The sequence below is a fragment of the Salmonella sp. SA14318 genome, assembly GCF_029866905.1.
GTDB lineage: Bacteria > Pseudomonadota > Gammaproteobacteria > Enterobacterales > Enterobacteriaceae > Salmonella > Salmonella enterica.
Window position 1 is genome coordinate 692660 of the sequence record NZ_CP123282.1, and the last position, 21060, is coordinate 713719.

Genomic DNA, 21060 nt, shown 5'->3' on the forward strand with positions numbered 1-21060 from the left:
GACACCATTTGGAAAGCCTGTTAACCCTACCTCTGGCTGGTGAGGCCCGAGTCAGGATTTTACAAATTACAGATACTCACCTGTTTGCCGAAAAGCATGAAACGCTGTTAGGCGTCAATACCTGGGAAAGTTACCAGGCCGTGCTGGAGGCTATTCGGGCGCAACAGTATGAATATGATCTGATCGTGGCGACCGGCGATCTGGCGCAGGATCAATCCGCTGCGGCTTATCAGCATTTTGCTGAGGGTATCGCAAGCTTTCGCGCGCCTTGCGTTTGGCTACCGGGCAATCATGATTTTCAGCCGGCAATGTACAGCGCGCTGCAAGAGGCGGGGATTTCCCCGGCTAAACGCGTGTTAATCGGTGAACAATGGCAGATTTTGTTGCTGGATAGCCAGGTGTTTGGCGTCCCGCATGGCGAACTGAGCGAGTTCCAACTGGAATGGCTTGAGCGTAAGCTCGCCGATGCGCCAGAGAGACAGACATTGCTCCTTTTGCACCACCATCCGTTGCCGGCAGGGTGCAGTTGGTTGGATCAGCACAGCTTGCGTAATGCCGGTGAGCTGGATAGCGTGCTGGCGAATTTCCCGCGTGTAAAATATCTGTTATGCGGACATATTCACCAGGAGCTGGATCTTGACTGGAACGGTCGCCGTCTGCTGGCGTCGCCGTCAACCTGCGTACAGTTCAAACCGCACTGCGCGAACTTTACGCTGGATACTATCGCGCCGGGCTGGCGTACGCTGGAGCTCCGGGCGAACGGCGTCCTGGAGACGGAAGTGCATCGCCTGCAGGATACCCGGTTCCGACCCGATACCGCTTCGGAAGGATACTGATGTCTACGCTTCTCTATTTGCACGGATTCAACAGTTCCCCTCGCTCGGCAAAAGCGTGCCAGCTAAAAAACTGGCTGGCGGAGCGTCATCCGCATGTTGAGATGATCGTCCCTCAACTACCGCCGTATCCTGCCGATGCGGCGGAGTTGCTGGAATCTCTCGTGCTTGAGCATGGCGGTGCGCCATTAGGGCTGGTAGGATCGTCGCTGGGTGGTTATTACGCCACCTGGCTGTCGCAATGTTTTATGCTGCCGGCTGTGGTGGTGAATCCCGCCGTACGGCCCTTTGAATTACTGACCGACTATCTCGGTCAGAACGAGAACCCCTACACCGGGCAGCAATATGTGCTAGAGTCTCGCCATATTTATGATCTTAAAGTCATGCAGATTGACCCGCTGGAAGCGCCGGACCTGATCTGGCTACTGCAACAGACGGGCGATGAAGTGCTGGATTACCGCCAGGCGGTGGCATATTACGCCTCCTGCCGTCAGACAGTGACCGAGGGGGGTAATCACGCATTCACGGGCTTCGAAGATTATTTCAACCAGATTGTCGATTTTCTTGGACTGCACAGTTGCTGACAATCAATTCGAATTGCTAATTAAACCATGACGCAAACTTATAACGCTGATGCCATTGAGGTACTCACTGGGCTTGAGCCGGTACGCCGCCGCCCGGGGATGTACACCGATACGACCCGCCCCAACCATTTGGGTCAGGAAGTGATTGATAATAGTGTGGATGAAGCACTGGCAGGTCACGCCAAACGCGTGGATGTCATTTTACATGCCGATCAATCGCTGGAAGTGATTGATGACGGACGCGGGATGCCGGTGGATATCCATCCGGAAGAGGGGGTTCCGGCGGTAGAACTGATCCTCTGTCGGCTTCATGCCGGCGGTAAATTCTCCAATAAGAACTATCAGTTCTCTGGTGGTCTGCATGGGGTGGGGATTTCGGTAGTAAATGCCCTGTCAAAGCGCGTGGAAGTGACCGTGCGCCGCGACGGTCAGGTCTATAACATCGCGTTTGAAAACGGCGAAAAAGTGCAGGATTTGCAGGTTGTCGGCACCTGCGGTAAACGTAATACTGGCACCAGCGTCCATTTCTGGCCGGACGAAAGTTTCTTCGACAGCCCGCGTTTTTCTGTCTCTCGCTTAATGCACGTTCTGAAAGCAAAAGCGGTGCTGTGTCCCGGCGTGGAAATCACTTTTAAAGATGAAGTGAATAACAGCGAGCAGCGCTGGTGCTACCAGGATGGTCTGAACGACTATCTGGGCGAAGCGGTAAACGGCCTGCCGACGCTGCCGGAAAAGCCGTTTATCGGTAATTTTAACGGTGAAACGGAAGCTGTTGACTGGGCGCTATTGTGGCTGCCGGAAGGCGGCGAATTACTGACGGAAAGCTACGTCAACCTGATCCCGACCATGCAGGGGGGGACGCACGTCAACGGTCTGCGCCAGGGCCTGCTCGACGCGATGCGCGAATTTTGCGAATACCGCAATATTCTGCCGCGCGGCGTCAAACTGTCGGCGGAAGATATCTGGGATCGCTGCGCTTATGTGCTCTCCGTGAAAATGCAGGACCCGCAATTTGCCGGGCAGACCAAAGAGCGTCTGTCGTCGCGTCAATGTGCGGCATTTGTTTCCGGCGTGGTGAAAGATGCCTTCAGCCTGTGGCTGAACCAGAACGTGCAGGCGGCGGAACAACTGGCAGAGATGGCGATTGCCAGCGCGCAGCGGCGACTGCGCGCCGCAAAAAAAGTGGTACGCAAAAAGCTCACCAGCGGTCCGGCGTTGCCGGGGAAACTGGCGGACTGTACCGCGCAGGATCTTAATCGAACCGAGCTGTTCCTTGTGGAAGGGGATTCGGCAGGCGGTTCCGCCAAGCAGGCGCGCGATCGCGAATATCAGGCGATCATGCCGCTCAAAGGTAAGATCCTTAACACCTGGGAAGTCTCTTCCGATGAAGTGCTTGCCTCGCAAGAGGTGCATGATATTTCCGTGGCGATCGGTATCGATCCGGACAGCGACGATCTGAGTCAGCTGCGCTACGGCAAGATCTGTATCCTGGCGGATGCGGACTCCGATGGTTTGCATATCGCTACGCTGCTTTGCGCGCTGTTTGTCAGACATTTCCGCGCGCTGGTGAAGAATGGTCATGTCTACGTCGCGCTACCGCCGCTGTACCGTATCGATTTGGGTAAAGAGGTCTATTACGCGCTGACGGAAGAAGAGAAGGCAGGCGTACTGGAACAACTGAAGCGTAAGAAAGGCAAGCCGAACGTACAGCGTTTCAAAGGCCTGGGTGAAATGAACCCGATGCAGTTACGCGAAACCACGCTTGATCCAAATACTCGCCGCCTGGTGCAGCTCACCATTAGCGATGAAGACGATCAGCGTACTAACGCGATGATGGATATGCTGCTGGCGAAGAAACGTTCTGAAGATCGACGCAACTGGCTACAGGAAAAAGGCGATCTCGCGGATCTCGACGTGTAACGGTTGTTGCACGCTTTATCCGGTCTGCGCGCCGCAGGCCGGATAAGCGAATTCGACATGACGCCGCAGCCTGATGGCGACACTTGCGCATCGCATCAGGGCGACGTCAGACGAGGGTAATAACTTAAACGCCGGATTCCAGAATACGAATATTCATTTCCAGCACATCGTCTTTTACCGCGTCGCTATAGGCTTTCATATGCGGGGTTTGCAGATGCGCCTCAAGGTGCGCAACGCTTTCCCACTGTTCAATCATCACGATCGAGTCAGGCGCCAGAGTCTGAAAACTCACGCCCGCGGCATGATCCACCATCGGCGCGTAACCGTGGCACCCCTCTTCTTTAAGAACGGTTGGAATAATTTTCGCAAACTGGTCGAGGACGGCCTGACGGTGATGTTGGCCCGGACGCGTGCGAATTTCGGCAATGACGGTAAGCATGGTTAACTCCTTCTAATTCCAGGATGACCAGTTAAGCAAAAATTTCGCTCAGATGCTTGCGATATTCTGCGGTATAGCGCGGAACATCCGGCATTTTAATCACGTCGTTGGCAATAAACGTTGGCAGCGCGTCCATGCCCAGGAACTGGTTGGCTTTATGGAATGGCAGATAGACGCCATCTACGCCTACGCCGTGGAAAAATTGATCTTTTTCGGTAAATGCTTCCATCGGCGCGTTCCACGTCAGTGACAGCATATATTTTTTCCCCTGCACCAGACCGCCGGAACCGTACTTTTTAGCGGCATCGGAACGCGTGCGGCCATCGCTGGCATAGAGCGTACCGTGACCTTCGGTAAAGACATCATCCATATATTTTTTTACTGTCCATGGCGCGCCCATCCACCAGCCTGGCATCTGCCAAATCACCACGTCAGCCCAGACGAAATTCTGCACCTCTTCTTTAATGTCATAGTCGCTGTCGGCGCGGACGATCTTAACCTGATGACCCAGATCGCGCAGCAGCCCATCGGCAACTTCGGTCAGGGTGTCATTCAACTGGCCGTTGGAGTGCGCGAATTTTTTCGCCCCGTTGATAATCAGGATGTTACTCATTTTGTGTCCTCAAGAAATGCGTTTGCTGCTGATTCTACGCTGACGGGCGGTGCGGTGAAATTAGCAAAATGTGCAAAGTCTTTTGCGTTTTTGGCAAAAATCTCTGCTACCAGCGTACTACGGCCTCAAATCCACCTTCCGCGGCGTTGCCAAACGACACCGTCATGCCGTGCAGCGTAGCGATGCGGCGGACGATTGATAATCCCAGACCGCTGCCGGTCACACTTTGGCCTGGCGGGCGGTAAAAACGCTCGCCGATATGCGTCAGAATCTCTGGCGCTACGCCGGGGCCATTATCTCTGACGGTGAAGCTGCGGGCATGTAAGGTAACGTCGACGACGCTGCCCTGCGGACTGTAGCGAATCGCATTATCCAGCAGGTTACGCACTAACAGGCTTAAGAGTAGCGGCTGGCCGGTACGTATGACGTCATGGGCGTTAAGCTGTAAACGCACGTCGATATTCGCCTGCTGCGCCGGATGATAAATATCCATTACCGCGGACTGCAGCAGCTCTTCCAGCGAAATCTCCGCTACATCCTGCAAATTATTGAGCGAGTCGAGACGTGATAACGTCAGTAGCTGATCGACCAGCCGCGTGGCGCGATCGATCCCCGCATGGAGCTGGGTCAGCGCTTTATCACGCGATAGCGGATCGTCGCCCGAGAGCTGCGCCACCTCGGTTTGTACTTTCAGCGCGGCCAGCGGGCTGCGCAATTCATGGGCGGCGTCGGAGGTAAATCGCCGTTCGCGCACCATCATGGAGTGGATGCGGCTAAAAAGCTGATTAAGCGCTTCGACCAGTGGGCGAACCTCGCTCGGTACGCCTTTGGCGTCGAGCGGCGTTTCCGATTCCGGCGACCGGAAGCGTAGCGCCTGCGCCAGTTTTTTCAACGGTCTGAGCTCGCGGTGAAGCAGGAGCAATAAAATCAGCAGCATGAAGGGAAGGGCGATCAGCCACGGCGTTAATTGCGCCGCTACGATCGCCAGCGCCATATCTTCGCGGTAATCCCACTCCTGACCGACGACGATACGATACTTGCCGTCCGCCGAGTTCAACCACAAAAAACGCCAGAGGTCGTTGTCATCCTTCAGATAGCCATTGTCGAAACCTTCCCGGCGATAGCGATACGGAATATCCTGGCCGTTGTCGCCATCATGCAGCAACATTTTGCCGTCAGCGGAAAAGATGGCGAACGCCAGCGCATCGTCATCGATATGCCCATGTTTTAATTTCTTTGGCGTATGCGCCATGCGCTGCGGGGCGTTGATCTCGTTAAGATCGAGGGTGCTAAGCCGTCTGGCGAACAACATCAATTGTGTGTCAAACAGCTCGTCGACATTATCCGTCGTCTTTCTCCAGGCCACAAAACTGGAGATTGCCCAGGTGATGGAGACCAGAATCAGGAAAATAAGCGTCAGCCTGACGCGCAGGCTGAGACGTTGCGTCAATTTCATGCGTCACCCAGGGTGTAGCCGATGCCGTGTACGGTGCGAATAAATTCGCTGCCGAGCTTGCGGCGTAAATGATGAACATGGACTTCCACTGCATTGCTGGACACGTCGTCATCCCAGTTATACAGCTTCTCTTCAATAAGCTTGCGCGGCAGCACGCGACCTTTGTTGCGCAGTAAGAGTTCCAGCAACGCGAACTCTTTTGGTTTTAAGGCCAGCGGTTCGCCGGCAAGCGTCGCGACGAGATTGCCTGGATTGAGCGTCACCTGGCCGTGGCGCAATTCGCTACTGGCCTGACCGCTGGCGCGGCGTACCAGCGCCTCCAGACGGGCGGCGACCTCAATGAGCGCGAAAGGTTTACATAAATAGTCATCGGCGCCCAGACGTAGCCCCTCGACGCGCTCTGCTAACGCGTCGCGCGCCGTCAGGATCAGTACCGGTTCCTGTTTACCCTTTTCGCGCCATTCGCGCAAAATATCCCGTCCGTCCATGCCTGGCAGCGTCAAATCTAAAATAACCGCATCATAAGGCGCGCTGTAAAGCGCCTCTTTGCCCGGACGTCCCTCGGTAAACCAGTCGACGCTGAAACCCATTTTACTCAGGCCCGCTTTTATGCCATCGCCAATAAGTGTGTCATCTTCTACCAGTAAAATTCGCATCTGTTCTTCCTTGCGGTAACTCGCGTTGCCGTCAGTTAACCTTGTCGCCGCAGGCGATGTACAGAAAAAAAGATTCTTTTTTTGCCTTAAGAAGTTGTTAAGGATTACCTTATTAAATGGATCTGAAACGACATGAAAGGGAAAAGTAATCATGAAAAAATTAGCTGCAATCGTTGCCGTTATGGCACTGTGTTCTACCCCGGTTCTGGCGGCTCAGCAGGGCGGTTTCTCCGGCCCGTCGGCGACGCAAACGCAAGGCGGCGGATTTGTCGGCCCGAACGGCAGCAGCACGACGGTAGAGAGCGCTAAATCGCTGCGTGACGATGCGTGGGTAACGCTGCGCGGGAATATCGTCGAGCGCATTTCCGACGACCTGTATGTGTTTAAAGATGCGACCGGTACTATCAATGTGGATATTGACCACAAGCGTTGGAACGGCCTGACCGTAACCCCGCAGGATACCGTTGAAATTCAGGGCGAAGTGGATAAAGACTGGAACTCTGTCGAAATCGACGTAAAACAGATTCGTAAAGTGAATCCGTAATCCCACATTGCGCAAGATCGGTCAGGATTCACAGCCGCCCGGTGGGCAGAATAGGCCACAAGGAGGCAGTGATGAATGACCTGATCAGCGCGGCTTATTCCGAACGTCTGCGGCGCGTTTGCGACCACATTGAGCGTCATCTGGATGAGCCTCTGTCGCTTGAGGCGTTAAGCCGGATGGCGCACAGCTCGCCGTTTCATTTTCACCGGCAGTTTACCGTCTGGAGCGGGCTTCCGCTCTATCGCTATATCCAGTGGCTGCGTTTGCGCCGGGCGTCATGGCGGCTGGCGTTTAATCCGCAAGATAAAGTTATCGATATCGCGCTGGATGCTGGATTTCAGAATCCGGAGTCGTTCACACGTGCTTTCAAAACCGCGTTTGGTCAAAGCCCGTGCCGGTTTCGGCAATCGCCGGACTGGCTGGCCTGGCACCAACGCGTTCCTAAACTTGCGTTACAGGAGCAGCATGTCATGGACGTAAAAATTGTTGAATTTCCACCTACCCGCGTCGCGATGCTGACGCATCTGGGGCATCCGGATAAGGTCAACGCCAGCGCGGCGAAATTTATTGCATGGCGGCGCGAAACGGGCCAGTCGCCGATTGCCAGCAGTCAAACTTTTGGTATTGCCTGGCACGACCCGCAGACGACGCCGCCGGATCAATTCCGCTTTGATATCTGCGGCAGCGTCCACCAGCCGATAGCCGAAAATGACGTTGGCGTGGTGAATAGCGAGATTCCTGGCGGGCGCTGCGCGGTGGTACGCCATCAGGGATCGCTCGACAGCCTCCCGGAGAGCGTGTGGTATTTATTCCGTGAATGGCTACCGGCCAGCGGCGAGACGCTGCGCGATTTTCCGGTCTTCTTCCAGTACCTGAATTTCGTCAATGAGGTGGCGGAACATGAGCTGCTGACGGATATCTATCTGCCGCTTCGTTAACTTCCTCGTCACCTGGCTCACGGTTTGTGACTCAGACCGTGAGATAGGGTATTATCTGCGGCAATATTGCCGTCCGAACGGTCAGCATGCAGATTGAGGATCCCCTGTTAATGAGCGATATGGCAGAGCGCCTTGCGCTACATGAATTTACGGAAAACGCCTACTTAAACTACTCCATGTACGTGATCATGGATCGTGCGTTGCCGTTTATTGGCGACGGCCTGAAGCCGGTACAGCGCCGCATCGTCTATGCGATGTCAGAGCTGGGGCTGAACGCCAGCGCTAAATTTAAAAAATCCGCCCGTACCGTCGGTGACGTACTGGGTAAGTATCATCCGCACGGCGACAGCGCCTGCTATGAAGCCATGGTGCTGATGGCGCAGCCGTTCTCTTACCGTTACCCGCTGGTCGATGGCCAGGGAAACTGGGGCGCGCCGGATGATCCGAAGTCATTCGCGGCAATGCGTTATACCGAATCTCGCCTGTCCAAATATGCCGAGCTGCTGTTAAGCGAACTCGGCCAGGGGACGGCGGACTGGGTGCCAAACTTCGACGGCACGATGCAGGAACCGAAAATGTTACCGGCGCGTCTGCCGAACATCCTGCTGAACGGCACCACCGGTATTGCGGTGGGCATGGCAACAGATATCCCGCCGCACAACCTGCGCGAAGTGGCGAAAGCGGCGATTACGCTGATTGAGCAGCCGAAAACGACGCTGGATCAGTTGCTGGATATCGTCCAGGGGCCGGATTACCCGACCGAAGCGGAGATCATTACCCCACGTGCGGAAATTCGTAAAATTTACGAAAACGGGCGGGGCTCCGTGCGTATGCGCGCGGTATGGACCAAAGAAGACGGTGCCGTGGTAATTTCCGCGCTGCCGCATCAGGTCTCTGGCGCGAAAGTGCTGGAACAGATTGCTGCGCAGATGCGTAATAAAAAACTGCCGATGGTGGACGATCTGCGCGATGAATCGGATCACGAAAACCCGACGCGTTTAGTGATTGTCCCGCGCTCCAACCGTGTGGATATGGAGCAGGTGATGAACCATCTGTTCGCCACCACCGATCTGGAAAAAAGCTACCGTATTAACCTGAACATGATCGGTCTGGATGGTCGTCCGGCGGTGAAAAACCTGCTGGAGATCCTCACCGAGTGGCTGGCGTTCCGTCGCGACACGGTACGCCGTCGTCTGAACTATCGTCTGGAGAAAGTGCTTAAACGCCTGCATATCCTCGAAGGTCTGCTGGTGGCGTTTCTCAACATCGACGAAGTGATTGAGATTATCCGTAGCGAAGACGAGCCGAAACCCGCGCTGATGTCGCGTTTCGGCATCAGCGAAACCCAGGCGGAAGCGATTCTCGAACTGAAACTGCGCCATCTCGCCAAACTGGAAGAGATGAAAATTCGCGGCGAGCAGGACGAGCTGGAAAAAGAGCGTGACCAGTTGCAGGGCATTCTCGCGTCTGAACGCAAAATGAATACCTTGCTGAAAAAAGAGCTACAGGCAGATTCCGATGCCTATGGCGACGATCGCCGTTCTCCGCTGCGTGAGCGCGAAGAAGCTAAAGCGATGAGCGAACACGACATGCTGCCGTCCGAACCGGTGACTATCGTGCTGTCGCAGATGGGCTGGGTGCGCAGCGCCAAAGGTCATGATATTGATGCGCCGGGGCTTAACTATAAAGCGGGCGACAGCTTTAAAGCCGCGGTGAAAGGTAAGAGTAATCAACCGGTGGTGTTTATTGATACCACCGGGCGCAGCTATGCTATTGATCCCATTACGCTTCCCTCGGCGCGTGGGCAGGGCGAGCCGCTGACCGGCAAACTCACGCTGCCGCCGGGGGCGACCGTAGAGCATATGCTGATGGAAGGCGATGACCAGAAACTGCTGATGGCGTCGGATGCGGGCTATGGCTTCGTTTGTACGTTTAACGATCTGGTTGCCCGTAACCGTGCCGGTAAGGCGTTGATTACACTGCCGGAAAATGCGCACGTCATGCCGCCGCTGGTGATTGAAGACGAGCACGATATGCTGCTGGCGATTACCCAGGCCGGACGGATGTTGATGTTCCCGGTAGACTCTCTGCCGCAGCTGTCGAAAGGCAAAGGGAATAAGATCATTAATATCCCCTCTGCAGAAGCGGCGAAAGGCGATGATGGACTGGCGCACCTGTACGTGCTGCCGCCACAAAGCACTCTGACTATCCATGTCGGGAAGCGCAAAATCAAACTGCGCCCTGAAGAGTTACAGAAGGTGGTCGGCGAACGCGGACGCCGTGGCACATTAATGCGCGGCCTGCAGCGTATCGATCGCATTGAGATTGATTCACCGCATCGCGTAAGTCATGGCGACAGCGAAGAGTAAGACAGGGCACCCGTAAGCCGGACAAGGCATTTAAGCCGCCATCCGGCGCTCTGCCGTTGCCGGATGACGACGCAGTAGCGTCTTATCCGGCCTACGGTTTCAGATCGGATTAACATTAAAATTTCCCGTAAAACCGTTGTTTATTCGTGCATTGCGATTAACAATACGTTTTTCCAGAGAGCCACACTTACCAAAATCCTAACCTGAATTTCAGGTGACGTAGAATGCCGGGCTCTTAGGCCTTCAGAGGTTGTTATGCTATATATTTTTCGTCTTATTGTTACCGTTATTTACTCCATTCTGGTCTGTGTTTTCGGTTCTATTTACTGCCTTTTCAGCCCACGTAACCCAAAACACGTGGCGACGTTTGGACATATGTTCGGCCGTCTGGCCCCGCTGTTTGGCCTGAAAGTGGAGTGCCGCAAACCCGCCGACGCGGAAAACTATGGCAATGCTATCTATATTGCTAACCACCAGAATAATTATGATATGGTCACGGCGGCGAATATTGTGCAGCCGCCAACGGTGACGGTGGGGAAAAAAAGCCTGCTTTGGATCCCGTTTTTTGGGCAACTGTACTGGCTGACCGGCAATCTGTTGATTGACCGTAATAACCGCGCCAAAGCGCATAGCACCATTGCGGCAGTGGTTAACCATTTTAAAAAGCGCCGTATTTCTATCTGGATGTTCCCTGAAGGTACGCGTAGCCGGGGACGCGGTCTGCTGCCGTTTAAAACCGGCGCGTTTCATGCGGCTATCGCGGCTGGTGTGCCGATCATTCCTGTCTGCGTTTCCAACACCTCTAACAAAGTCAATCTAAACCGCCTGAACAACGGACTGGTTATTGTGGAAATGCTGCCGCCAGTCGACGTCAGCGAATATGGTAAAGATCAGGTTCGCGAGCTGGCGGCCCACTGCCGTGCGTTAATGGAGCAAAAAATCGCGGAACTTGATAAAGAGGTTGCGGAACGTGAAGCGACCGGTAAGGTTTAAGCAGCCTTACTCTGTTATTGTAGAAATCATTTTTTCAGGCACAACTCTTTAGCCTGTTTTACATGGAGCTTATATGTCATTCAGTCGGCGTCAGTTTCTTCAGGCATCGGGAATCGCACTATGTGCAGGCGCGATTCCCCTCAGGGCGAATGCTGCCGGTCAGCAACAGCCGTTGCCTGTTCCGCCGTTGCTGGAGTCCCGTCGCGGGCAGCCGTTGTTTATGACGCTACAGCGAGCGCACTGGTCCTTTACGCAAGGCACGCGCGCGCCGGTCTGGGGAGTGAACGGTCGTTATCTGGGGCCGACAATCCGCGTCTGGAAAGGCGATGACGTTAAACTCATCTATAGCAACCGCCTGGCGGAAAATGTCTCCATGACGGTTGCTGGTTTACTGGTGCCGGGGCCGCTGATGGGTGGCCCGGCGCGTATGATGTCGCCGAACGCGGACTGGGCGCCGGTGTTGCCGATTCGTCAGAGCGCCGCCACGCTGTGGTATCACGCTAACACGCCTAACCGCACTGCGCAGCAGGTGTATAACGGCCTGGCCGGAATGTGGCTGGTCGAAGACGACATCAGTAAAACGCTGCCCATTCCGAACCATTACGGCGTGGATGATTTTCCCGTCATTATCCAGGATAAACGGCTGGATAACTTTGGGACGCCGGAGTACAGCGAACCGGGAAGCGGTGGTTTTGTCGGCGATACGCTGCTGGTGAACGGCGCGCAAAGCCCCTATGTCGAAGTGTCCCGCGGCTGGGTGCGGTTACGGTTGTTGAACGCCTCTAACTCGCGGCGCTATCAGCTTCAGATGAGCGATGGCCGGGCGCTGCATGTGATTTCAGGCGATCAGGGCTTTTTACCTGCGCCGGTTTCCGTCAAACAGTTGTCACTGGCGCCCGGCGAGCGACGTGAAATCCTGGTTGATATGACCAACGGCGACGAAGTCTCGATCACCTGCGGGGAAGCGGCCAGCATAGTCGATCGGATTCGCGGTTTCTTTGAGCCTTCCAGTATTCTGGTTTCGACCCTGGTGCTGACGTTACGGCCAACCGGATTGCTGCCGCTGGTGACCGATAATCTGCCGATGCGTCTGTTGCCGACGGAGATCATGAGCGGCGCGCCTGTCCGCAGTCGGGACATCAGTCTTGGCGACGATCCGGGGATTAACGGCCAACTGTGGGATGTGAATCGCATTGATATTACCGCCCAACAAGGCACCTGGGAGCGCTGGACGGTACGCGCCGATATGCCGCAGTCGTTCCATATTGAGGGCGTCTCTTTCCTGATTCGTAACGTCAACGGCGCTATGCCGTTCCCGGAAGATAGAGGCTGGAAAGATACCGTCTGGGTGGATGGGCAAGTCGAACTGCTGGTCTACTACGGTCAGCCGTCCTGGCCGCACTTCCCGTTCTATTTCAACAGCCAGACGCTGGAAATGGCTGACCGCGGCTCGATTGGGCAAATGCTGGTGAATCCGGCGTTGTAAAGGCGTCCGAGTACGGGTCTGAATAGCGCAGACCCGTCAGGGTTTTCAGGAAGGGGCAAACAGCGTGGGAAGCAGCAGACTCAACTGCGGGAAGTAGCAAATCATCGCCATGACCACAAAGAGTGCCAGAAACATCGGTAATAGCGGTTTGACGACTTTATCAATACTGATTTTGCCGATACTGCAACCGACGAACAAAATAGTGCCTACCGGGGGCGTACACAGTCCGATGGTTAAATTGAAAACCATAATAATGCCAAAATGGACAGGGTCGATTCCCAGATGTTGAGCAATGGGAAGGAAAATAGGCGTAAAGATCAGAATAGCCGGGGTAATATCCATAAACGTCCCGACGAATAACAAAATGAGATTGATAATCAGCAAGATGACCCATTTATTTTCGGACACGCTGGTAATCATTTCATTAATCAGTTCAGGAACATCGGCATTGGTCATCGCCCATGACATTCCCATTGAGCAGCCGACCAGTAAGAGAACAATAGAGCTGGTTACTACCGAATCCAGCAGAATATCGCGCAACTTACTCACATTAATTTCTCGATAAATGGCCGCCAGCGCCAGGCTATAGATTACCGCGATCGCAGAGGCCTCTGTTGGCGTAAATACGCCGCCGATAATGCCGCCGATAATAATAAATATCAGCAACAGGCTGGGCAATGAATCGCGGAATACCGACAGAAACTGCCGCAGGTTGATGCGTTCGGCAACCGGGTAATGGTGGCGATGGGCATACAGCGCCGCTACCGTCATTAAAGCCAGCGCGGTTAAGATGCCGGGCAGGTAGCCCGCCAAAAACAGGGCGGCGACAGAGGTGCCGCCGCTAGCCAGCGAATAGACAATTAGCACATTGCTGGGCGGGATCATCAGGCCAATCGGCGCCGAAGCAACGTTGATCGCCGTAGAGAATGCCGGAGAGTAGCCCTCTTTTTCCTGTAATGGCGACATGATGCCGCCCACCGCGGCCGCAGAAGCGACAGCCGAGCCGGATATCGCGCCAAACAGGGTGTTCGCCAGAATATTGCAGTGCGCCAGCGAACCGGGAAGGCGGCCAACTAACGCCTGAGCCAGATTCACCAGGCGCCGGGCGATTCCCCCGGTATTCATGATATTGCCGGCTAACACAAAAAAGGGGATCGCCAGCAGCGTAAAGCCATCGAGACCGACGGTCATTTTTTGCGAAATAACCGAGATTGCCGCATCCGGGGGAAGGGCTATCAGGATTGAGAATAAGGACGACAGCCCGATAGCGAATGTAATAGGAACGCCGACCGCCAGCATAATGGCAAAGCTGCCAAATAAAACAATTATTGGGTAAATATATTCAAAGTCCATATATCCCTCGTTAGCGAAGATGGCGCTGATGATAATTATCAATAACGTTCACAATGGTGTAGTACACCAGGATGACGCCGCTAATCGGCATGACCCAATAGACTTTATCCATAGGCCATTTTAATACCGGGGACATTTGGCTGACGTGCGCCGCTTTTTCAACAATAATATCACCGCCGTACACCATAAAAATCAGCGCGAACACGGTAATAATCACCTGAATGATACTGTCGAGCACGAGGGCGGGCGTTCGGGAGAGTTTTTGCGCTAACAAATCGATAGCTAAATGTTTTTTTAATCCGGCGGTATAGACGCCGCCTAACAGAATCATCCACATAAAAAGAATCTGGGTGAATTCGTCGAGCGTGCTGCTTGGCGCGTTGAATATAAAGCGCGCCGCCACCTGCCAGGATACGCAGGCAACCATGACCGCCAGAATAATACAGCAGCACCCGGCCAGTATTTTGTTCAGTGCATTGGTGAGTATTCGCATATTACATCCTGTAAAGGGCAGGAGAACCCTGCCCGGCAGATTTACATATTCTCGATGTATTCCAGATCCTTCGCTGACTGAGCATCTTTCGCGCGGAACTCATCAAACAAGGGCTTAACACGCTGTTTGAACGCGGATTTATCAATATCAACAACGGTCGCGTTCATGGCCTTCATGCTCTCATAAGCCTCTTTTTCCGCGGCGGGCCAGATGACGTCTTTCATTTGCTGCATGGATTCATCTGCGGCTTTATATAACGCTTTCCGCTCTTTATCGCTCAATTTGTTAAGTACTTTGGTACTGATGACCAGGACATCCGGCACCATCGTGTGCTCGTCGCGGGAATAGAATTTCGCCACCTCCGCATGACGCATATCGGCATAAACCACGGGGTTGTTTTCGCCGCCATCGACCACGCCTTGCTGGAGCGCGGTATAGAGTTCGCCTTGCGCCATCGGCGTCGGCACGCCGCCGAGCGCTTTCACCATCGCGATAGCGCTGGGGCTTTGCTGCACTCTGATTTTCATACCGGCTAAATCGTCGGGTTGTGTGATGGGCTTACCAGCGTAAAAACTGCGGGCGCCGCCGTCGTACCAGGTTAAGCCGACGAAGCCTTTGCTTTCGGAGGAGGCGAGAATGCGTTTCCCTAAGTCGCTTTTCAGTACGTTGTAGTAGTGATCGCGGTCGCGGAATAAAAACGGCAGGCTAAACACGCTATATTCCGGCGCAAAAGACTCCAGCGATGCCGCATTGACTTTTACCATTTGCAGAGCGCCGGAGTTCATCAATTCCAGCGATTCACGTTCGTTGCCCAGCGTGGCGTTGGGGTAAATACGAATATTTAATTCGCCGTCCGAATAGGCTTTCGCTTTGTCGGCCAGATAGCTCATCGCTTTGTGAACGGCGTGGCTTTTATCCTGATTGTGGCTCAGTTTCAGCGTGGTTTTGGCGAGCGCTGGAAATGCCAGTAGCAAACAGCCGGCCAGTAATACCGCTGATGTTGTGAATGAACGTGTGTTTTTCATATCTGCTTCCTTATAGGTTGGGATTCCTGTGGTTATCGTTGATTAATTAATAACCTGCTGATACGTAAGGTATTGCGTAGGGGAAAGGCGTGTTGATGGTGTTCTTTATCCCCTGAATTCTGTCAGCCAATTTAATTTAATCAATAGACCAAAGAAAGAGATCTGGTTCACAGAAGAAAGTCATGGTAAAAACAGTGTCGTGAGAAATTCGGCGAAGATTTTTTATATATTGCTGATAATGTGATGTTTTTTTACTTTTTGTTGTTATGACGATACTGCGTTTTTAGACGTGGGTATAATTAATTGCATACCAATTTGAAGATATTCATAAGACCAATTTCAAACACCTCAGGCCAGGCCGTTGAAAGTTGTTTCTATTTCGCGCCAGCCCTGCATATAAGGCGATAATCTCCTTCATTTTCGCTATAGATACGGCTTATAATCCCCGACCTTTGATTATTTTTTTGCCAATCGTTTTGGAAGCAATATGAGCGCTATCTCCCTGATCCAACCGGATCGCGACCTTTTCTCCTGGCCGCAGTACTGGGCCGCCTGCTTTGGGCCGGCGCCGTTTTTGCCGATGTCACGTGACGAGATGGATCAACTTGGCTGGGATAGCTGCGACATTATTCTGGTAACCGGCGACGCCTACGTCGACCATCCGAGCTTCGGCATGGCGATTTGCGGTCGTATGCTGGAAGCGCAGGGCTTCCGCGTGGGGATCATCGCCCAGCCGGACTGGAACAGCAAAGACGACTTTATGCGTCTGGGAAAACCGAACCTGTTCTTCGGCGTCACCGCCGGCAACATGGACTCGATGATCAACCGTTACACCGCTGACCGTAAGCTGCGCCACGATGACGCCTACACCCCAGATAACGTCGCGGGCAAACGCCCGGACCGCGCCACGCTGGTCTATACCCAGCGTTGCAAAGAAGCGTGGAAAGATGTCCCGGTGATCCTCGGCGGCATTGAGGCCAGTCTGCGCCGTACCGCGCATTACGACTACTGGTCTGATACTGTGCGTCGTTCAGTGTTAGTCGATTCCAAAGCCGACATGCTGATGTTTGGCAACGGCGAGCGTCCGCTGGTGGAAGTGGCGCACCGTCTGGCAATGGGCGAAACCATCGATCAGATTCGCGACGTGCGTAACACTGCGATTATGGTTAAAGAAGCGCTGCCTGGCTGGAGCGGCGTCGACTCCACTCGTCTGGACACGCCGGGTAAAATCGATCCAATTCCCCATCCCTATGGTGAGGATCTGCCGTGCGCGGATAACAAGCCGGTCGCGCCGAAAAAGCAAGAAGCTAAGGCGATTACCGTGCAGCCGCCGCGTCCGAAGCCGTGGGAAAAAACCTATATCCTGCTGCCATCCTTTGAAAAGGTGAAAGGCGACAAGGTGCTGTACGCCCATGCGTCGCGTATTCTGCATCACGAAACTAACCCTGGCTGCGCGCGGGCGCTGATGCAAAAACACGGCGACCGCTATGTCTGGATCAACCCGCCCGCCATACCGCTCTCCACTGAAGAGATGGATAGCGTGTTTGCGCTGCCGTATCAGCGTGTGCCGCACCCGGCTTACGGCAATGCCCGTATTCCGGCCTATGAGATGATCCGCTTTTCGATCAATATCATGCGCGGCTGCTTTGGCGGCTGCTCTTTCTGCTCGATCACTGAACATGAAGGGCGCATCATTCAGAGCCGCTCGGAAGACTCTATTATCAACGAGATCGAAGCGATCCGCGACACGGTGCCGGGGTTTACCGGCGTGATCTCCGATCTGGGCGGTCCTACCGCGAACATGTATATGCTGCGCTGTAAGTCGCCGCGTGCGGAGCAGACCTGTCGTCGACTGTCATGCGTCTATCCGGATATCTGTCCGCATATGGATACTGACCATACGCCGACGATCAATCTTTATCGCCGCGCCCGTGAGCTGAAAGGCATTAAGAAAATCTTAATTGCCTCCGGCGTGCGCTACGACATCGCCGTAGAAGATCCTCGCTATATTAAAGAGCTGGCAAGCCATCATGTGGGCGGCTATCTGAAGATTGCGCCGGAGCATACTGAAGAAGGTCCGCTGTCGAAAATGATGAAGCCGGGTATGGGTAGCTACGATCGCTTTAAAGAGTTATTTGACCTTTACTCTAAACAGGCCGGAAAAGAGCAGTATCTGATCCCGTATTTTATCTCCGCGCATCCGGGCACGCGGGACGAGGATATGGTGAATCTGGCGCTGTGGCTCAAGCGTCACCGCTTCCGTTTGGATCAGGTGCAGAACTTCTACCCGTCGCCGTTGGCGAATTCGACCACCATGTATTACACCGGCAAAAACCCGCTGGGTAAAATTGGTTATAAGAGTGAAGATGTGGTGGTGCCGAAGGGAGACAGGCAACGTCGCCTGCATAAGGCGCTGCTGCGTTATCACGATCCGGCGAACTGGCCGCTGATTCGCCAGGCGCTGGAAGCGATGGGGAAAAAGCATTTGATTGGCGGTCGCCGTGAGTGTCTGGTGCCTGCGCCGACCATTGAAGAGATGCGCGAAGCGCGTCGCCAGAACCGCAACACGCGCCCGGCGTTGACCAAGCATACGCCGGTGGAACATCAGCGGCAGGGGCTTGCTGCGAATAAGAAGCGCGGGAAAAGCGCAGGGCGTTAATTACCTTTGAATCTGTTGCTTCTGGAAGCTAATGTTTTTGGAAGTAACAGACATCTAAATATATTGTGTCGGTCTTTAGTAATTGCTAAATTACGGGGAGCTTTATATTTTATTTAAATATTATTGATTGTATAAATTAATTATATATTACCTTAATGATTAAGGCATGATGCTTTTATACAGCCCCAGAGGAGGGGATATCATGGGTATGATTATTATTCCCTGTTTTATCGTAATTGCTATAATAGCTGTTGTTATATTCATAATGGCTATTAAAGCATGTAGTATGGAAAAACGTGAAGACAGGCAAATGACTCTTGCAGGGATAATTTTAATGGGTGTTATTGCCGCTATTCCTGGATGGTTTTTGTACGAAATATTTAGCCACGCGCCGTAATATTTAACCTACCAGGGTTGATATATTAAAATAGATAAGAAGTATATAATCTAAGGTATAATGCCTGATGGCGCTGCGCTTATCAGGTCTATGAATAGCACAGTTTTGTAGGCCGGATAAGGTGCTTACACCGCCATCCGGCAGAAGTGCTCCGTATTTATGCCTCACGAATTCTGGCCGCCAGCGCGGCCAGTTTTTCATCATCAGCCCGTTTATGATCGTGTGACGACAGATATCCTTCATACTGTTCGAAAAATTTATTCTGCCGCGATTCAATCGGTTTCCAGTGGGTTAAATCGCCAGTACCGTGCATGGGGCTTAATTTACTGTGCACATGGTCTACGCCGAAACCTTCGAAGAACATTCCCGTACGACTGACATCCGGGAAAGCTTTATCCAGTTTCTTAGCCACTTTTTGGGTCGCCAGCATCAGGTCCGCTAACGCCTGCGGCGGTAGATCGAACGCGTAGCTGGGGTAATGTTTTTTCGGGATCACTACGGTAAACCCATCGGTATTAGGAAAAATCGACAAAAAAGCCAGGTGATGCTCATCTTCCCAAACTTTATGACAAGGTGCTTTACCTTCAACTATTTGACAGAAAATGCAGGTCATTCCATTTCTCCGTTAACCGAGGGGCTTATCGATGCGTTAAGCGTTTAATACAACCCTAACACTTTCCACCATGCGAGGCCGACTGTCAAAAAGACCGCCTGATTAAAGAGGCTGATAATAAATCCCGTTCGCCACCAGACGCCCGTCGGTACATAGCCGGCGCCAAAAAGAATGGGGCCGCGTGCGTGGGTATACTGCGTAAGAGAGCAGTACAGGCTGCTGGTAAACGCCAGCATAAGCGCCATCGGCGCTGCCGGTATATTCAGATGCAGACCGACACCCAGAAACACCGCATACAGCGCGGCGATTTGCGCGTTGCCGCTGGCGAAAAAATAGTGGGTATAAAAATAGGCTGCGTTAAGCAGCAGCAGGATGATTATCCAACTGGTTCCATGCATCGTACTGCCGATGCTGTCGCCAATCAGGTTGCCAAACCAGCTGGTGAATCCTAGTTTCTTCAACTGGTTAGCCATCATCAGCAGCGCGGCAAACCAAATCAACGTATCCCAGGCGCCTTTTTCGCTTTTAACGTCTTCCCAGGTGAGCACGCCGCTCAGTAATAAAATCGAGAGACCGACAAAAGAGGCCGTCGTGGCATCCACGCCAAGCGAGCTGCCAAAAATCCATAGCACCAGCAACACGCCGACGGTCGCCAGCATGAGCCACTCGCCGCGCGTCATACTGCCCATTTGCGCCAGCTCTTTGCGCGCCAAATCCGGCGCATCCGGCGTATGTTTAATTTCCGGACGCGTCAGCCAGTAGACCAGCAGCGGGACGATAAGAAAAGAGACCAGGCAAGGCAGGAGCGCGGCGATAAACCAGCTTCCCCAGCTCAACGTAACGCCGGCGTTCGCCGCCAGTTTTACCGCCAGCAGGTTACCCGTATAACCGGTCATAAACAGTGCGGCGGTGACGTCGTTAACATTGCCAATACAGGTGATCAGAAAGGTGCCGATTTTGCTGCGAGACTCATCTTCCGGATGTGAATCAAAGCTGCGCGCCAGCGAGTCGGCGATCGGGTAAATCACGCCGCCGCAGCGCGCGGTGTTACTGGGCATCGCGGGGGAGAGGATCAGATCGGCAAACGCCAGACCATAAGCCAGACCCAGCGTTCGTTTACCTAACAGACGGATCATTTGTAGGGCGATACGCCGACCCAGCCCGGTTTTGATAAACCCACGGGCAATCATAAAGGCGACGACGATAAGCCAGATCAGCGAACTGTTCAGCTCGCTCAAGGCCGTGGTAATCGCGCCGCTGGCCGTTTTGTCGCCGGCAGCATAGGCGAGCGCAAAGACGGTGATGCCAATAATACCGACCGCGCCAATAGGCAGCACTTTCGCCACGATAGAGGCGATCGTCGCGACAAAAATAATCGCGGAATGCCAGGCCGGCGCGCTTAATCCGGAAGGGGGCGTTAGCTGCCACAGTCCGGCGGCGATAACCAGAATAAGAATTAATGGGAGCCATTTGACGCCCTGAGATTTTTTTTCCGCCACAATCACACATCCATAAATATTTTATATACATTAAGTAAATTGATAATAATCATGAATAAATATTCATAAAATCAGAATAATTCTGCGCTTGTGTGTGGGGGAAATATACTGTTAAATGCGCGTAATTGTTTCTTAATATTTCGAAATGAAAAAAAGCCCGACGACATCGTCGGGCATGGCGTGCGATAAA

The 21060-nt window shown here is 53.5% G+C and carries 18 protein-coding genes and 1 pseudogene; 10 read left to right on the plus strand and 9 right to left on the minus strand.

Features of this window, described 5'->3' with window-relative positions:
- Positions 1-8: 8 nt before the first annotated feature.
- Genes cpdA through parE form a run of 3 tightly spaced genes read left to right on the plus strand, consistent with a single transcriptional unit; the run spans position 9 to position 3337 of the window.
- A complete protein-coding gene (gene cpdA / locus QEN32_RS03330) occupies positions 9-836 on the plus strand; it encodes a 3',5'-cyclic-AMP phosphodiesterase (protein ID WP_000444735.1) in 828 nt (275 codons plus the stop codon).
- The gene (gene yqiA, locus QEN32_RS03335) at positions 836-1417 is read left to right on the plus strand and encodes an esterase YqiA (protein WP_000105725.1); all 582 of its coding nucleotides are present in this window, start codon (positions 836-838) and stop codon (positions 1415-1417) included. Before cpdA ends, yqiA begins: the two co-directional genes overlap by 1 nt.
- Before the next feature lie 27 nt (positions 1418-1444).
- Complete coding sequence (gene parE, locus QEN32_RS03340; protein WP_000195318.1) at positions 1445-3337, plus strand: DNA topoisomerase IV subunit B; 1893 nt, start codon at positions 1445-1447, stop codon at positions 3335-3337.
- 124 nt (positions 3338-3461) lie between these two features.
- Here parE and QEN32_RS03345 read toward each other — a convergent pair whose 3' ends face one another.
- The 4 genes from QEN32_RS03345 to qseB form a co-directional block, all read right to left on the minus strand.
- Positions 3462-3776, minus strand: coding sequence for a putative quinol monooxygenase (locus QEN32_RS03345; RefSeq protein WP_000958587.1), 315 nt, complete (start codon positions 3774-3776; stop codon positions 3462-3464).
- A gap of 31 nt (positions 3777-3807) precedes the next feature.
- Entirely contained in the window at positions 3808-4389 is a 582-nt protein-coding gene (locus QEN32_RS03350; protein WP_000065416.1) for an NAD(P)H-dependent oxidoreductase, read from the minus strand.
- A 106-nt stretch (positions 4390-4495) separates the two neighbouring features.
- Positions 4496-5845, minus strand: coding sequence for a quorum sensing histidine kinase QseC (gene qseC, locus QEN32_RS03355; protein WP_000779327.1), 1350 nt, complete (start codon positions 5843-5845; stop codon positions 4496-4498).
- Positions 5842-6501 carry a quorum sensing response regulator transcription factor QseB gene (gene qseB, locus QEN32_RS03360; RefSeq protein ID WP_001221574.1) on the minus strand — a complete coding sequence of 220 codons (660 nt, stop codon included), beginning with the start codon at positions 6499-6501 and terminating at the stop codon, positions 5842-5844. The genes qseC and qseB overlap by 4 nt, the downstream gene beginning before the upstream one ends.
- Before the next feature lie 151 nt (positions 6502-6652).
- Between qseB and QEN32_RS03365 the strand changes: the two genes are divergently transcribed.
- The 5 genes from QEN32_RS03365 to ftsP all read left to right on the plus strand — a co-directional run bounded on the left by QEN32_RS03365 (position 6653) and on the right by ftsP (position 12831).
- A complete protein-coding gene (locus QEN32_RS03365) occupies positions 6653-7045 on the plus strand; it encodes a YgiW/YdeI family stress tolerance OB fold protein (RefSeq protein ID WP_000731552.1) in 393 nt (130 codons plus the stop codon).
- A 71-nt stretch (positions 7046-7116) separates the two neighbouring features.
- Complete coding sequence (locus tag QEN32_RS03370) at positions 7117-7983, plus strand: AraC family transcriptional regulator (RefSeq protein ID WP_265321935.1); 867 nt, start codon at positions 7117-7119, stop codon at positions 7981-7983.
- Between the two features lie 110 nt (positions 7984-8093).
- Positions 8094-10352: a DNA topoisomerase IV subunit A gene (parC, locus tag QEN32_RS03375; protein WP_001281856.1), complete on the plus strand. Its 2259-nt coding sequence runs from the start codon at positions 8094-8096 to the stop codon at positions 10350-10352.
- 255 nt (positions 10353-10607) lie between these two features.
- Positions 10608-11345, plus strand: a complete 738-nt coding sequence (gene plsC / locus QEN32_RS03380; RefSeq protein ID WP_000965730.1) for a 1-acylglycerol-3-phosphate O-acyltransferase — start codon at positions 10608-10610, stop codon at positions 11343-11345.
- 73 nt (positions 11346-11418) lie between these two features.
- Complete coding sequence (ftsP, locus tag QEN32_RS03385) at positions 11419-12831, plus strand: cell division protein FtsP (protein WP_265321936.1); 1413 nt, start codon at positions 11419-11421, stop codon at positions 12829-12831.
- 45 nt (positions 12832-12876) lie between these two features.
- On the opposite strand, the gene QEN32_RS03390 is transcribed toward ftsP, so the two are convergent.
- From QEN32_RS03390 to QEN32_RS03400, 3 genes are read right to left on the minus strand one after another with little or no spacing between them, the layout of a single operon-like run.
- On the minus strand, positions 12877-14184 hold the full coding sequence (locus tag QEN32_RS03390; protein WP_000345259.1) for a TRAP transporter large permease subunit: 1308 nt from the start codon (positions 14182-14184) through the stop codon (positions 12877-12879).
- A 10-nt stretch (positions 14185-14194) separates the two neighbouring features.
- Positions 14195-14677, minus strand: a complete 483-nt coding sequence (locus QEN32_RS03395) for a TRAP transporter small permease (protein ID WP_001221828.1) — start codon at positions 14675-14677, stop codon at positions 14195-14197.
- Positions 14678-14718: 41 nt separating this feature from the next.
- A complete protein-coding gene (locus tag QEN32_RS03400; protein WP_000799367.1) occupies positions 14719-15702 on the minus strand; it encodes a TRAP transporter substrate-binding protein in 984 nt (327 codons plus the stop codon).
- Between the two features lie 487 nt (positions 15703-16189).
- Here QEN32_RS03400 and QEN32_RS03405 point away from each other — a divergent pair, with 487 nt between their 5' ends.
- Together QEN32_RS03405 and QEN32_RS03410 are read left to right on the plus strand one after the other, a co-directional pair.
- Positions 16190-18361 carry a YgiQ family radical SAM protein gene (locus QEN32_RS03405; protein ID WP_001274459.1) on the plus strand — a complete coding sequence of 724 codons (2172 nt, stop codon included), beginning with the start codon at positions 16190-16192 and terminating at the stop codon, positions 18359-18361.
- Between the two features lie 202 nt (positions 18362-18563).
- Positions 18564-18758, plus strand: a complete 195-nt coding sequence (locus QEN32_RS03410; RefSeq protein ID WP_000525384.1) for a hypothetical protein — start codon at positions 18564-18566, stop codon at positions 18756-18758.
- A 157-nt stretch (positions 18759-18915) separates the two neighbouring features.
- On the opposite strand, the gene QEN32_RS03415 is transcribed toward QEN32_RS03410, so the two are convergent.
- Positions 18916-19371 carry an HIT family protein gene (locus QEN32_RS03415; protein WP_000128244.1) on the minus strand — a complete coding sequence of 152 codons (456 nt, stop codon included), beginning with the start codon at positions 19369-19371 and terminating at the stop codon, positions 18916-18918.
- A gap of 44 nt (positions 19372-19415) precedes the next feature.
- A pseudogene (locus QEN32_RS03420) lies at positions 19416-20901 on the minus strand (DASS family sodium-coupled anion symporter).
- Positions 20902-21060: the final 159 nt, after the last annotated feature.

What these genes read in the sequence shown, in the direction of transcription:
- QEN32_RS03370 (WP_265321935.1), top strand. Translation starts at nt 7,117, where the DNA reads ATGAATGACCTGATCAGCGCGGCTTATTCCGAACGTCTGCGGCGCGTT.
- QEN32_RS03400 (WP_000799367.1), bottom strand. Translation starts at nt 15,702, where the DNA reads ATGAAAAACACACGTTCATTCACAACATCAGCGGTATTACTGGCCGGC.
- parC (WP_001281856.1), top strand. Translation starts at nt 8,094, where the DNA reads ATGAGCGATATGGCAGAGCGCCTTGCGCTACATGAATTTACGGAAAAC.
- QEN32_RS03415 (WP_000128244.1), bottom strand. Translation starts at nt 19,371, where the DNA reads ATGACCTGCATTTTCTGTCAAATAGTTGAAGGTAAAGCACCTTGTCAT.
- QEN32_RS03365 (WP_000731552.1), top strand. Translation starts at nt 6,653, where the DNA reads ATGAAAAAATTAGCTGCAATCGTTGCCGTTATGGCACTGTGTTCTACC.
- ftsP (WP_265321936.1), top strand. Translation starts at nt 11,419, where the DNA reads ATGTCATTCAGTCGGCGTCAGTTTCTTCAGGCATCGGGAATCGCACTA.
- yqiA (WP_000105725.1), top strand. Translation starts at nt 836, where the DNA reads ATGTCTACGCTTCTCTATTTGCACGGATTCAACAGTTCCCCTCGCTCG.
- qseB (WP_001221574.1), bottom strand. Translation starts at nt 6,501, where the DNA reads ATGCGAATTTTACTGGTAGAAGATGACACACTTATTGGCGATGGCATA.
- QEN32_RS03350 (WP_000065416.1), bottom strand. Translation starts at nt 4,389, where the DNA reads ATGAGTAACATCCTGATTATCAACGGGGCGAAAAAATTCGCGCACTCC.
- QEN32_RS03405 (WP_001274459.1), top strand. Translation starts at nt 16,190, where the DNA reads ATGAGCGCTATCTCCCTGATCCAACCGGATCGCGACCTTTTCTCCTGG.
- plsC (WP_000965730.1), top strand. Translation starts at nt 10,608, where the DNA reads ATGCTATATATTTTTCGTCTTATTGTTACCGTTATTTACTCCATTCTG.
- parE (WP_000195318.1), top strand. Translation starts at nt 1,445, where the DNA reads ATGACGCAAACTTATAACGCTGATGCCATTGAGGTACTCACTGGGCTT.
- QEN32_RS03390 (WP_000345259.1), bottom strand. Translation starts at nt 14,184, where the DNA reads ATGGACTTTGAATATATTTACCCAATAATTGTTTTATTTGGCAGCTTT.
- QEN32_RS03345 (WP_000958587.1), bottom strand. Translation starts at nt 3,776, where the DNA reads ATGCTTACCGTCATTGCCGAAATTCGCACGCGTCCGGGCCAACATCAC.
- QEN32_RS03410 (WP_000525384.1), top strand. Translation starts at nt 18,564, where the DNA reads ATGGGTATGATTATTATTCCCTGTTTTATCGTAATTGCTATAATAGCT.
- QEN32_RS03395 (WP_001221828.1), bottom strand. Translation starts at nt 14,677, where the DNA reads ATGCGAATACTCACCAATGCACTGAACAAAATACTGGCCGGGTGCTGC.
- qseC (WP_000779327.1), bottom strand. Translation starts at nt 5,845, where the DNA reads ATGAAATTGACGCAACGTCTCAGCCTGCGCGTCAGGCTGACGCTTATT.